General features: G+C 65.1%; 6 protein-coding genes and 1 pseudogene. 6 read left to right on the plus strand and 1 reads right to left on the minus strand.

The features are described from left to right. The first annotated feature begins 212 nt into the window (after positions 1-212). The 6 genes from A3K89_RS12885 (at position 213) to A3K89_RS12915 (ending at position 12165) form a co-directional block, all read left to right on the plus strand. Positions 213-875, plus strand: coding sequence for a hypothetical protein (locus A3K89_RS12885; protein WP_068426455.1), 663 nt, complete (start codon positions 213-215; stop codon positions 873-875). Further along, entirely contained in the window at positions 869-2770 is a 1902-nt protein-coding gene (locus tag A3K89_RS12890; protein ID WP_068426458.1) for a type IV secretory system conjugative DNA transfer family protein, read from the plus strand. Before A3K89_RS12885 ends, A3K89_RS12890 begins: the two co-directional genes overlap by 7 nt. Continuing rightward, entirely contained in the window at positions 2767-3234 is a 468-nt protein-coding gene (locus tag A3K89_RS12895; protein WP_068426462.1) for a DUF4913 domain-containing protein, read from the plus strand. Before A3K89_RS12890 ends, A3K89_RS12895 begins: the two co-directional genes overlap by 4 nt. Before the next feature lie 249 nt (positions 3235-3483). Further along, entirely contained in the window at positions 3484-4098 is a 615-nt protein-coding gene (locus A3K89_RS26335; RefSeq protein ID WP_068426468.1) for a hypothetical protein, read from the plus strand. A gap of 563 nt (positions 4099-4661) precedes the next feature. Continuing rightward, on the plus strand, positions 4662-10226 hold the full coding sequence (locus A3K89_RS12910) for a helicase-related protein (RefSeq protein ID WP_442978239.1): 5565 nt from the start codon (positions 4662-4664) through the stop codon (positions 10224-10226). Between the two features lie 877 nt (positions 10227-11103). Then, positions 11104-12165 carry a hypothetical protein gene (locus A3K89_RS12915; protein WP_167674293.1) on the plus strand — a complete coding sequence of 354 codons (1062 nt, stop codon included), beginning with the start codon at positions 11104-11106 and terminating at the stop codon, positions 12163-12165. A 139-nt stretch (positions 12166-12304) separates the two neighbouring features. Here the strand turns inward: A3K89_RS12915 and A3K89_RS25990 are convergent. Next, a pseudogene (locus tag A3K89_RS25990) lies at positions 12305-14220 on the minus strand (hypothetical protein); the annotation flags it as partial.

Below are 14220 nucleotides of genomic sequence, written 5' to 3' on the forward strand. Positions count from 1 at the left end.
GATGAGTTATGCTTGTGCAGGTTCGACCGTCGATGAGGGTCACGGTCGAGCGTCCATCCAGCAACAGCGCTGCACCACACTGCTTTTCGTGTGCGTGCATAGTCGTTGTGGGCTGGCCGACGCTCCCAGTGAAGGCCCTCCATGTCGATTCCTCACTCGCTCTCCCCCAGCACTGACCACATCTCGTTCACCATCGACGGTGGTGAACGTCGATGACCACTCGCTCTGTCTCGACGGCCGAGCTGCAGCGTCGTTCGCAGATCGCTGCCGCCGCCTACGAACGCGGCCGACGCGCTGCGCTGGCTGCCGCACGCCGCCGCAGTCTCCCCGACCGGGCGCACACCCGGCGTGAAGAAATTCGCGCACGCTCGCACTCCTACGAGCCGCGCAGTGACAGTCGCGCGTTCGGTCTGCTCGATTCCGACCTGTCGCTGGCGCGGGCTGCGGCATTTCTCGCTGCGACCGGTGTCGCACACGAGCTGATCGCAGCGCAGACCTTCACCGACCCGGTGCAGCAGGAGTGGGCGGACGCCACGTTCGACCGCACGGCTGTGCACGAGGATGCATGGCGGGAACGGTTGATCGACAACGGCATCGACGAGGTTGTGCTGCGTCCAGGGCTTTCTCTGGATGCTCTGGAGCTACCGGCCGAGCTCGACGGCCTCGACTTCGACGACATCGCCGAACGCACCCTCGATGTGTCCTCCACCGCTGCGGACGTGGAACCGATCCGTCTGGCCGATCTGATGCTCGAGACACCACGCCAGAACCGCCCGTCGGAGTCGGTCATCGACATCACCGACCGAGTCGCGAACGTCATCGAGATCGACCGCGGCGTCGACACGGCCACCGGGGCTGGTGTGGACGCATGGTGACCAAGAAGCCGACCTCCAAAGGAGCCGGGACATCGTCGTCGACGTTCCCGCTGATCGCCGTCTCGGTGGTGATCGTGCTGATCGCGCTCGGCTACGGCTCACTGTGGCTCGGGCACGTATTCGTCGACACCGGTGAAGATATCCCCGCCAACCCGTTCGGGGCGCTGTTCTCAGTCGCCGGCGGGACGCTGACGTGGCCGAGCGTGTCGACATGGATCTTCGTGATCGCGGTAATCATCGTCTCCGGTCTCACCGGCGTCGTCACCGCAGCCCGCGCAACGGACAGCGGCAAGAACGACGTCGACGCCAAGGCCCGCCTGATGGGACCGACATCGAAGCTGACCGGGGTGACCGGCAAACAGGCACGCGAACGTGCGAAGTCGCTGCGATCCGATCTTGCCGAGGTGGACACCCTCGACGACTCCGACATCGGAGTCGTCGTCGGACGCACCGTCCAGGGCAATCAGAAGGTATTCATGTCGTGGGAGGACATGCTGTTCGCCCTCGCCGGGCCGCGTATGGGCAAGACGGCGGCGTTGGCGATCGACGCACTGTGCACCGCACCCGGCGCGGCGCTGTTCACCTCGAACAAGCGGGACGGTCATGATTTCACTCGCGGTGTCCGCGAGCAGCTCGGCACGGTGTGGCGATACGACCTGCAGGGAATCGCCGAAGGGCCGCTCACCACGGGCGACGGGTTCTGGTGGAATCCGCTGCGCGGAATCGACACCATCGTCGCCGCCCGCAAGCTCGCCTCGTACTTCGCTGCCGCCTCGCGCGATGATTCGGCCAAAGTCGATGCCTACTTCGACGGCGGCGCACAGGAATTGTTGGCGCAGATGATGTTCGCGTCCGCGTGCGGTGGCGGAGATCTGCTGCACGTCTACGGCTGGCTCTCCGACGAGGCGAACGAACTGCCCCAGAAGCTGCTGCTGGAGCACGGGCACGCCATCGTCGCGATGCGCCTGAAATCGACGAGCGATCTCAACCCGCGCCAGCGAGATGGCCTGTACGACATGGCCCGCCGGTTCATCGGCCTGCTGGAAGAGAAGTCCTACGCGATGTCGATCCTGCCGCCGAACAGAGTCGACCTCGGGGTCGAGGACACTCCGGACACCACGATCGGTGCCGGAGTGAAATATCCGCACGCGATGACAGAGTTCGTCGTCGAGAAGTTCGTCACCAGCCGTGACACCCTCTACGCGCTGTCGAAGGAAGGCCCGGACTCCTCCTCGGCGCTCACCACCGCGCTGATCGGGTCGATCATCGACGCCGCCCAGCGCGTCGCACGGCGTAGCCCGCGCGGCCGGCTACCGGTGCCGATGCTGTGCATCCTCGACGAGGCCGCGAACGTCTGCCGCCTCCCCGAACTCCCGGCCTGGTACTCCCACCTCGGCTCGCAAGGGATCTGTGTGATGACGATCGTGCAGAACCTCTCCCAGGCTCAGAAGGTGTGGGGCCAAGACGGGGTCAAGCAGCTCCTCGATGCCGCGAACTTCCTCTGGTACGGCGGCGGACTCAAGGACAAGACCACCCTGTCCGAGCTGTCCGCGCTCGTCGGCGACCACGACGTCGAACGCTGGTCCAACTCCCGCAGTGGCGGCATGTTCGACAGCGGCTCGTCCTCGAAGTCGCAGTCCTGGTCGAAAGAGCCGATCCTGACCGTCGACGACCTCGGAGCGATCCCGAAAACCCGTGCACTGGTCTTGATCTCCGGCAACCGGCCGGTGTTGGTGGTGAAGGTGTACTGGTCCGACGGACCGAACGCCAACGGCATCGACTCCTCGTTCGCCCGCTACGGCATCCCCGAAAAGGACCTGATTCAGATCGAGCGAACAGCGGCCCCGACCGCCGAGACAGTCACGGCCATCAGCGACGAGGAGCCGTACCGATGACCGAATACGACGAGACCAGTTTCGACGAGACCGAATTCGACGAGACGACATTCGACGAGACCGGACACGACGAGATCCCCTCGACCGACAAGGAAAAGCCCCGACGATTTCCCACGTTCGACGCTTGGTTCGATGCGTGGTTCTCGGCGATCGTCTCCCGCAAACTGTCGTCCTCGCCCGGCAAGAACCAGGTGTTCTGCCCGAGTTGGTGGGAGCACCCCGAAGTCGTGGTGCGGCTGCACTCGTTGTGGACCGCATGGGAGTCCGCGACGGCCGCCGATGACGACGGGGCGGCGATGTCGGGGTGGTGGGTCCATCACGCCGACCCACAGTTGCGCACGATGCTCGACGCCGAACACGGCCCGATGTATCGGTGCAGCCGCGATTCCCATCAGAACACCCCGGCGCTGCGCAACGAGTTCGTCGCTGCACCGCCCGGATGGTTCGACGACTTGGGCGTCTGATCGCGAAAACCTGACACAACCCCTGACCGAAGTAGCCAGAGGCCCTGGTGGGTGGCTAGACCCACCAGGGCCGATGTGGCCGGAGAGTGCGTCTCCGACCGACGACGACGGTAGCGACCGCCTCCCACCACAGCAGGTGCGGGTTGCGTACGCCCGTCTCGCCCGACTCCAGGAGCGCACCCACCATGGCCAGAGATTCCGACGATTTCCAGCTCGATTTGTTCGCCGAGACAGAGGACAGTGACACCCATGATCGACCCGATAACGCAAGAAATAATGAAGCTGTATCTCGAGCATCAGGGGCTGCCGCCGGAGTTGAACCCGGACGATCAGCAGGAGTTCCTCGAGCGCGAGAGCGAGCGGATAGCGGAGCGGATCGACAACATGAAGGTCCACATGCAGAGCCAGGTCCTGGAGAGGTATCTGCGGGAGAACGGCGAGCCGGCCCCGTTCATGGAGCAGGTGGGCTTGATCAACCAGGCGTGGGCGCAGGCGACGGACTTCGTGATCAACGAGGAGATCTACAACCAGCTCCCGGTGGAGATGGAGGCCTATCCGCCGGATCAGGAGAGCCCGGAAGCGGAAGCAGAACGGGACCGGGCACGGATCCAGGTGCACCGGAGCGATCCGGAACGGTGGCGCGATCCGCTGAACTGCGCGGATCCGATCCAGTCGACGCTGTGGCTGACGGACGCACTGTGGAAAGACAAGCCGGTGCAGTTCCGGTACTACGCGATGCATCTGCTGCAGGCGAGGATCGAGGACGACCTGCCCTACCCGACCTCGCAGAGCCACCCGCTGTTTCCATCGTTCACGAGCCTGCTCGACGAGAGGGTGGCCGAGCACGCGGCAAGCGGAAAGTAAACCGCCGCAGCGAATCCGACGCCCAACTGGATCTGTTCGCGTTCGACGCCGACGGGGCCGCACCGATCGACCCGAGCGCCGCCGACATCGGCGGCACACCGCTCCCCGACCCGGTCGATCCCGAGATCCTCGACGCCGCTGCCGACATCGAACCGGACGTTGCTGTGCAGATCGCGGCACCGACACCGACGGAACTCGTACGCGATGCCTACGGACGGCTGGCGCGCGAGGACGAAGCCTATGTGCGGCTGTTCCGGATCCGCGCCGACCTCGCCGGCACTCTGACCGACGCGCAGATCACCGACGCACTCATGGAGCTGCGGCGCGACGGCGACATCTCTCTGATTCCCGAAGAAAACCAGAAAACCCTCGGCCCCGACGATCACGCTGCCGCGATCAGCTACGGCAACCAGAACCGGCACCTGATCGCCATCGATGGTCGCCGCGTCGACCAACTCCTCACCGCACCGAACCACACCACGCCGAACACTGCCCCAGGCGTTGCAGAGTCCGACTCCCCCGCAGTCGACCCGAGTACCGCAGCCCCGGACACAGCCGAAGGCATGACGGTCGACACGCAGACGGTCGCCGAGCGACTGTGGAACGTCGAGCCCGTCGACTTCCGTCCCGGCACAGAGGTTCTCGTGCCGTCCGGAGCGAAGGCGAGGGTGGCGGCGAACATCGACGCGCTACGCACCCTCGCCGTCGTCACTGCGCAGGATCGCTACGCCACCGCCGACGAGCAAGCGATCCTGGCGCGCTGGTCGAGTTGGGGTGCGACCCCGCAGGTCTTCGACCCGCGCCGCGACGACTGGAGTACCGAACGCGAGCAGGTCCGCACGTTGCTCGACGACACCGCGTGGGCGCAGGCGCAGCGGACCATTCTCAACGCTCACTACACCGACCCCGCTATTGCCGCGGCGATGTGGCAGGCCACCATTCGGGCCGGGTTCACCGGTGGCCGCGTCCTCGAACCGGGTTGCGGGGCAGGGACGTTCATCGCTCACGCTCCGGCATCGGCGCAGATGGTAGGGGTGGAGCTCGACGCCACCACCGCTGCGATCGCCGCGGCATTGAATCCGTCGGCGCAGATCCGCGGCGAAGGATTCGAGAAGACCACCGCACCGGAGTCATCGTTCACCGCTGCGATCGGCAACGTCCCGTTCGGCGACTATCGGCTCTACGACCCGGTCCACAATCAGGCCAAGCACTCGATCCACAACCACTTCATCGTCAAATCGTTGGCGATGACCGCACCCGGCGGGTACGTCACCGTTCTGACCTCCCGCTACACCCTCGACGCCCAGAACCAGCGAGCCCGCCGCGACATCGCCGCCCTCGGCGACCTCGTCGGGGCAGTGAGGTTGCCGTCCACCGCGTTCCGGCGTGTGGCCGGGACGGAGGTCGTCACCGACATTCTGGTGTTGCGTCGCCGCGAGGACGGTAAGAAGCCGGCGCTGCTCACCGAGCGGTTTCTGCAGCTCGACAACGCGACCGCGCTCGATGATGCCGGCGAGGACAAGGGCGTGCCGATCAACGCCGTCTACACCGATCACCCCGAATGGCTACTCGGTGAGCTGAGGGTCGGGCACGGCATGTACGGGGGCGACACTCTGTCCGTCGCAGCGCACGACGGCGTCGATCTCCCGGCGCTGGTCGAAGAGCGGCTCGGCGTCATCGTCGACGCCGCGAAAGCTGACGGTCTCGGACACACCGCGTCGTGGCGCGACACCCTCGGCCCGACCCGCGAGGACTTCGAGCGTGGTTTGCTCGCAGCAGGACGCGGCCCCGCCGAGAACGATCTGGCTGTGGGAACACTGCGCCACGACGACCAGGCGAACACGATCGAATGCTGGAACTCTCGGGAGTGGGAGCCGGTGAACACCCGCGGAGCCAAGCAGGTGGCGGAATGGGGCGAGCTGTTGGCCCTGCGCGACACCACCCGCGCGTTGATCGAGTCGCAGAAGAACGCTGCTACCAGTCCAGGGCAGCGGCAAGCCTTGCGGGAGATCCTGGGTGAGCAGTACGACGCCTACGTCGCCCGCTACGGCTGGATCAACCGGTTCGCGATGACCGTGCCCAAAGACCTCACCGAGGCCCAGCACGACGCCGCTCTGACAAAATTGATCGACACCTGGCGTAAGGACGAAGGGGTCGCCGGAGACCCGTACGCCGGGGAGATCCCCGAAGACGTCTACGACCGACTGTCCGACGATGCGTGGATCAACCCCCGACAGCCCACCAAGCTCCAAAGCCACCTCGGCAAAGCGCTACGCACCGATCCGACGTTCGCGCCGGTGTTCGCGCTCGAACACTTCGACGAGGAGACGATGACCGCCCGTAAGGCGGCGATCTTCCACACCGACGTTCTGCATTCACGTGAGTTGCGGGACTATGCCGAGACCGTCGACGAGGCGATGGCCATCAGTCTCGACGAGCAGGCGCGTCTGGACGTCGGACGGATCGCCGAGCTGCTCGGAACGACCGTCGAGCAGGCCGAAACACAGATGGAGGGGCGGGCCTTCCGCACGCTGACCGATCCGACCCGGTGGGTGTCATCGTCGAGGTATCTGTCGGGCAATGTCCGCACCAAACTCGCCGACGCCGAAGAGATCGCCGCGCTCGATCCCCGCTACCAGGCGAACGTCGACGCATTGACCGCGGTCATCCCGCCGCGCAAGACCGATGTCGATGTCTCCCTCGGTGCCCCGTGGGTGCCGATCGAGACCTACACCCAGTTCGTCCGCGAGACGTTCGAGGTGCCGAGCGATGTCTCGGTGACCATCGAACGGGCGTCGGGGCGCTGGGAGGTATCTGTCGGCCACTACCCTGGCAGCAACGAGCAGGACCTCAAGTGGGCACTGATGCCCAAACGTCACGCATGGTCGACGAAGTTCAACTTCGAGCACCGTCCCGCCGAAGACCGCGGGATCGCCAACGCCGGGATGCGCGCTGGGGACTACACATGGAAAGAGCTTCTCCAAGACCTGCTCAACAGCGACACCGTCGAGATCACCAGCTCGAAGGAGTTCCGTGATCGTGCTGGCGCGGGCGCAATCCACGATGCTGCGACCCGCGCCGCGCAATCGAAGGCCCGGCGGCTCTCACAAGAGTTCGGGCAGTGGGCGCTGCACGCCGACGAGGTGCGCCGCGAGCAGCTCCTCGACATCTACAACGACAAGTTCAATTCGCTTGTCGCACCGGTGCATTCGGGTGCACATATGTCCCTCCCCGGTCTCGGGGACAAGTACTCGCCGTACCCGTACCAACGCGATGCCGCTGCGCGGATCGTCTCCGAGCCGACGGTGCTGCTCGATCACGTCGTCGGGGCCGGCAAGACCGGCACCATCTTGATGGGCGCGATGGAGCTCAAACGCCTCGGGTTGGCGAACAAGCCGTGGGTGGTGGTGCCCAACCACATCATCGACCAGGTCGTCCGCGAAGCGGGCCAGTGGTATCCCGGGGCGCGAATACTCTCCGGATCCGCCGCTACCGACGCCGAGGGGCGCCGATTGCTCGTCGCGCAGTCGGCCTCGCAGGACTGGGACATGGTCATCGTGCCGCGGTCGGTGTTCTCCTCGATCGGTGTCGACCCCGGTACCAAAGCGGAATACATTCGTGGGCAGGTCGCCGAGCTGGACGACGAACTCGGCAACGTCGACGAAGGTCTGACCAAGAAGCGGCTCGAAGCGATGAAGGCCAAGCTCGAAGAAAGGCTCGAAACCGCCCTCGAACAGGCCGGCAAGGATCGGGGGCTCACGTTCGAGGCGTCGGGTGCGGACTACCTGTTCATCGACGAAGCCCACGAGTTCAAGAACCTGGCGCGCGCCTCCGGTGTGACCGAGCTTGCCAATTCCGGCTCGCACCGGGCGACCGACATGGATCTCAAGCTGAACTATCTGCGGTCGATGCGCCGCGAAGAGGCGATCACCAAGGGCATCCCGCCGGAGGAGTACATCGAGCGGGTCGCCACGTTCGCCACCGGCACCCCGGTCGCGAACTCCCTCGCGGAGCTGTGGGTGATGCAGCACTACCTGCGTCCGGATCTCCTCGAGGACGCCGGGGTGTCCACGATCAACGACTGGGGAGCAACATTCACCGACACCGTCGAACGAGTCGAGCTGAACTCGTCCGGATCGAGACTGCGGGCAGTGACCCGGGTCGGCGAATTCACCAACGTCGGTGATCTCATCGGAATGACCAGCGTCTACACCGACGCGGTCACCCGTGATCAGGTGCCGGCGAACCTGCCCGTCAAGGACGGTGGCCGCAACACCGACGTCACGTTCACCCCGGCCCTCGAGGTGCAGGACTTCATCGCCGACCTGGGGTATCGCGCCGATCACGCCGACGCGAAACGTCCGGATCTCGACAATGCGCTCAAGGTCGCCAACGACGGCCGCAACGCCACCCTCGACCCCAGGGTCGCGCACCTCGATCCGGCACCACCGGAGCATTCCCGCGCCCACATCGTCGCGCAACGAATCCTGGACGTGCACAACAACTCCAGCGAGAACACCTACCTCGATGCCTCCGGTGAACCGCACCCGACACCGGGTGCGTTGCAGATCGTGTTCTGTGACCGATCCACCCCGAAAGCCGACGGGTCGTGGTCGATCTACGACGGGATCCGCGACGAGCTGCTCGCCGGCGGAATGGAGCCCGCCCGGATCGCCTACGTCCACGACTACCCGAAGCCGTCGGAGAAGGCCCGCCTGTTCGAGATGTGCCGCACCGGACGGGTATCGGTGGTGTTCGGGTCCACCGAGAAGATGGGCACCGGCACCAACATCCAGGACCGGGCGATCGCGTTGCATCACGTCGACGTGCCGTGGCGACCGGCCGACCTCGAACAGCGAGAGGGCCGAATCATCCGGCAGGGCAACCAGAACGCGCACGTGAAGGTGTTCAACTACGTCGCAGAGAAGACCTTCGACACCGTGATGTGGCAGACCGTGCACCGCAAGGCCCACTTCATCGAACAGCTCAAGAAAGCGGACCGCTCGATGCGCCGCGTGGTCGACCTCGACAGCGACTCGCTCGCCGAGAACTCGGCCATGACCAAAGCACTGGCCACCGGCGACGATCGCTACATCCAGCAGATCGAACTCGACTCCCAGCTCCAGGAGCTCCAGTCCGAAGCGGATTCGCATTTCGCCGAGCAACGCTCCATCGAACGCGACCGCGACCGGCTGCGCCGCGAAGTGCCCCGCGCACGCCAGCGGGTCGCCGGATTGAAAGAAGCAGCACCGGTGCTCAAAGGCCGGCGCGAGGTCGAGCAGTGGCCCGGAATGACCATCCGCGGGAAGTTCTACGACACCCGCAGCGACGCCGCGAACGCGATGGCCAACGCTTTGCAGGGCACCTACCAGGCCCTCAAGGGCGAAGGATTGACCAAGACGATGGTGGTCGCCGAGATGAGCGGATTCCCGATCGAGGCGTCCCGCTCCATGCAGGACAGTGCGCTGTATCTCTCGTTCTCCGGTCTCGGTTCGTCGACGAAAGTGATCGAAGCCCACGATCTGTATCCGAGGATCGGGGACGGGGAGCGCAGCCAACATTCACTCGGGCTGCTCACGCGGGTGGAGAACATGGCCTACACCGTCGACACCGACCTTGCGAAGGCCGAGCGCTCACTCGATCGAGACGAGCAACGCCTCGACGATCTCGAACTGGTCGAGCTGTCCGATTTTCCGAAAGCAGTGCAGCTCAAGGATCTCTCGGAGGAAGTCTCCCGATTGCGGCGAGAAATCAAGGACGCCGAAACCAGCCCCGAAGCCCTTGCACGGGACGCTGCCCGCGCGGAACGTGCTGCAGAGAAGGGCCGCGAGCCGAAGTGGTCGCTGATGCTCAACCCCACCAAAGCCCTCGTCGAAGATCTCGGAATGGGAAGCGCCGACGATGTGCGGGCCATGATGCACGCCAAAGCTGTTGCTGCTCAACATGCGAGCGCGCAGACCGCAGGAGGAAGCGAACATCTGAAATCGGGCGACACATCGACTCGGCCCGGACACTTCCTCCGCGCAGTAGAAGATGGGCCGGGGCCGGCCAAGCCGTGGAAGGGCACCGAGCGTGAGGGGCCGGAGCCGGGTCACGAACCTGACAACGGGTACGGCCTCGACAGCTAGTCGACGAACTGCGCCGCTCGCGATTACGGTCCGTCAACAATTGTTGACGGACCGTAATCGCGGCATGGATTTGCGGGGGACGCTGAGCCGAAACCTGGGGCTCAGCACCTCGCAGCGTCCAGTGGCGGCTAGTACCTCCAGCACCAGAATCCGCCGCCCCTACCGATTGTCATACCGGCATTCTTTCGTGGGCTCGCGGTGTAAGCCCTGGCAGCGCACACTGACACTGCTGTTTGGCAGACGCCGGCGATAGTAACCCATCCCGGCAAACCGATCTGGGCGCAGATGACGGTAGCGCCCCAGAAGCTCTTTGCTGCCTTTTCGGTTTCGTACTTATCCAGAAGGATGTCCACCTGAAACGACTGCGCACCTGGTCGCACTGTGGCAGCCCCCGCGGGAGATGCCATTCCTACCAGCAGAGAAGCGGAAACAACCACTGCCAACATGGCGGTGACAACCGCTGTCCTGAATCGACTCCGCATTTTCATGGATTCTCCTTCGAGGTGCCGTGGACGCTCCAAATTAGACGCCGGGACGTTGATCCGGTATCGGCTAATCGGAGTAACGATTCGCGCGCACAATCTGGCGATGGCCTTCGGATCGATGCTGATTTCACTGGTCCAAGTGTTGCCCGCTGCAGAGAGCTGGGAGTCATTTCGTCCAACATCGACCAGCCGCATGGCACTCTGTGGCCATGGGCGCTCTACCTTCGGACCGATCGCACTCGGCCAGGAAAAACACGCGGGGTTGGATAGTTGCGGCGTTTGTCGCTGTAGTCCTCGTTGTAGCCGTCGCGACCATTGCACTCGTGGTGCGATCCGATCGCGGCAATTCACTTGACCTGTCCAGCTTCCCGCGAACGCTGGACTGTGTGTCCGTGCCGCAGGAATACCCTGCTCCCGGAATAGTCGATGCGCAGGCACCGGACCCAGTGCTCGCGCAATCGGTTCGGATGGAACACCTCGACGCACAACGCATCGAGGTCGTCATCAGCTTCGCTGATACTCCGCCGCCCGCCCCCCGTCGTGTACCGATGCCTGGATATCCCGCAACACAGCTCTTCGACGAGGCCGGCAGCATGGACTTCACTGCTCTCATCTTCCCCGGCGGATTGGACGAGAGCAAAGACCCGGACAGGGACGACAACTACAACCTGTCGATTTCCCGGGGAGAGGATGCAGAGCCGAACTTCGTCGACGGTCAATGGACGGTCACCGGACGATCGGAATTCGCGGACGACACCCCGGCCGAGAGCATCACCATCCCAGTAGAGTCCGCAGATACGCTGGGCAACACCATTTCCTTCACCGTCGACCTCGCTGCGTACCCGCCACTCTCCGCGGGTTGGACACCGAACCCCGAGGTAATCGTCTACCCGCGTTCGTACAGCTACCCGACGGCCACCAACGGTGGCGGTCTCACGCAGTACCAGCGGCAGAATTGCACTACTGATGGCCCCCGGCCAGATAGCGTCGCCGGCTCCGACGCCGGGCCGACGGCGCAGGCTTCTCGGACGCCTACGCCGGACGCTCCGGCGCAGACCGACGATCTGTTCGCCGGCATTCCCGTCTCGCCGGGTGCGTGTGCCAGCACCGGGATCTGCCAATTGTCCAGTCCCAGCGGCGATTACTACTGCACGATTTCGCGGACTGGTGCATTCTGCTCACCACCACTGGGCGAACCTCTGTCGACCGACACCGATGCTCGACTCATCAAAGTGGGGTCGGACGGCGAAACCGGCCTACTGCTCGATTCCGGCGGCAACTCGCACATGCAGGACCGAAACACCATGCGAGATACGAGGTTTGACTATGGCCAGACCATGACGGCGTACGGAATGACGTGCGCCTTCGACCCTGACACCGGTGGCGCTCGCTGTAGACACGACGTTTCTGGGCATGGATTCGACGTCAACACGAAAACCTACGGGTTCTTCTGACAGCCCATGGAGCAGTCTGCCAAGCCCTCGACTCGAAGCGCTTAGAGGGTCGTGCGGATAGGTTCTCGTGACGAAAGGGCGGCATCGAGCCTTCGAGGCGTCGCTTCTCCTTACTCGGAACGAGACACAACCGCAGTGCTTACAAGCCCTGTTCGAGGTCATTGCTTCGATGTGGTTCTATCCCTGCATCGAGCGGTCCGTGCCCAACACCGCGGTCAGAATTCGCACCTGGCTTGACGGTCTTCGTCGGAGATACCAGTGCGCGTGGACGTTGGTCGAGGTCCACCGGTGGTGTCCCAGCATTGCTCTTGCGGTCCGTGATTCCGGAGATGGCCGGAGCGTCAAGGCGTTGTGGAGCATTCGCCGCCGCCCGAGCACGGCGTTCAGCGTCTGCTTGCCGCCCACCGACCCACATTGTTCTGCTGCGACGATTGCGCTCCGAGACAGCGGAGTCGAACACGGTCGCGGCGGCCAGATCAGCGGAGCGCCGATCCGGATCGGTCGCGCGGTGAACGATCGCAGGCCATTCGCTGGTGTCGGCCTGGACTCGTCCGGCGGCGTCGTGGGCGGCGCGTTGAGTGTCTTGGACTTGGCGGGCGAGGCGCTCTTCTCGTAGACGTGCGTCGGCGGCTGCGGGTTTGAGGGTTTTGCGTTCGCGTCGCTTCGCGGCCGACAGCTGCTCGGTGAGCATCGTGTGTTCGCTGCGTGCAGCCTCGTATTGCGCGGTGACTCGGCGGAGTTCGGCTGCGAGTTCGCGGGCTGCTGCGATCGCTGCTGCTTGCTCGTCGAGTCGGGCGTACAGCTTCTCTGTGTCCGCGACGACGGTCGGTTCGGCGCGGCCTCGTCCGGCGCGGTCGACGAACGCGGCCAGCTCGGCATCCGGTACGAGCCGGATCGGGTCCTGTTCCATCTTCGCCAGCAGCGCGGCGTCGGCAGGCGAAAGCACCGGTCGCGGGACGGCGGCGGTCTCGGGGGCGTCTTCCACTACCAGCTCTGTCGGGGCCGGGGCTTCGTGCTCGAGGTGTTCCACTGTCTCGACTTCAGGTGCGTCGACGACCTCGACGGAAGGCTGCACCCGCGTCGACGGGATCACAGTGTCGGTCACCGCTGCACGCATCGCGGCTTGTTCGGCCCGCCACAGCATCGCCTCGGTGCGGTCGACGTCGGCCTTGAGCTCGGCGAGAGTAGCGAGGTCGACGCTCTCGGCCGCCAGGCGTGCGGTGGTGACGTCGACGGCGGTGACCTCTCCTCCGTCGGCGGCGGTGACGCGCTCGTACTCGGCCGCTGCCTCCTGCGCGTGGGTGCGGGCGGCGGTAGCGGCGTCGTCGGCGAACCCGGCGCGCCAGATCTCCCAGTCGAGACCACGCGCAGCGAGCGCGCGGGCATCGTCGTCGTCCCCGGCCGCTGCCACGTCGGCGGCGACAGCGGGCCGGACGACGGTGTCGATCCGGTGCCAGAGCGATTCGGCCTCGAACTCGGTGTCCATCCAGTCCTGGCGGGCGTCGAGCATCGCGATCCGAGCGGGGCGTTGCCGGTCTGCTCGCTCCTGCAGCTCGTCGAGCATCGCGGCCGCGTTCAACAGTGTGGGGCTGGTGCCATCAGCGATCCGCGCGCGTAACGCCTGCTGTTCGGCCTTCGCGGCGTCGACATCCGCGGTGAGCAGTCGGACTCGTTCGTCGGCGGTGACCGTCGGGTACGGCAACACCAGAACTCTCGCGTGCTCGAGCATCGCCGCGTACGGATCGACCTCGCCGGCCTCGTCGCCGTCGGGCTCGACAACCTCGGGCTCGCTGTCGTAGCCGTCGTACTCCGGCGGTGGGGCGTCGTCGTACTCCATCGGCGCATCGAGTGCGTCGAGGGAGGCGAGGTAGTCGGCGTCACTGCCCAGAGGTATCGACGGTGTCGCTGCGTCGACTCCCGCAACGGTGGCGAAGGCCGGGAGGTTGTCCGGATCCGCGAACTCGGGAGGCAGCACGTCGGCAGCGGTGTCGCCGATCGTCTCGTCGAGTGGGGCGAGGGCTTCTTCGTCCTCTCCGGCAATCAACCTCGGTAGCG

This window comes from Rhodococcoides kyotonense, from assembly GCF_001645385.1.
Lineage (GTDB): Bacteria > Actinomycetota > Actinomycetes > Mycobacteriales > Mycobacteriaceae > Rhodococcoides > Rhodococcoides kyotonensis_B.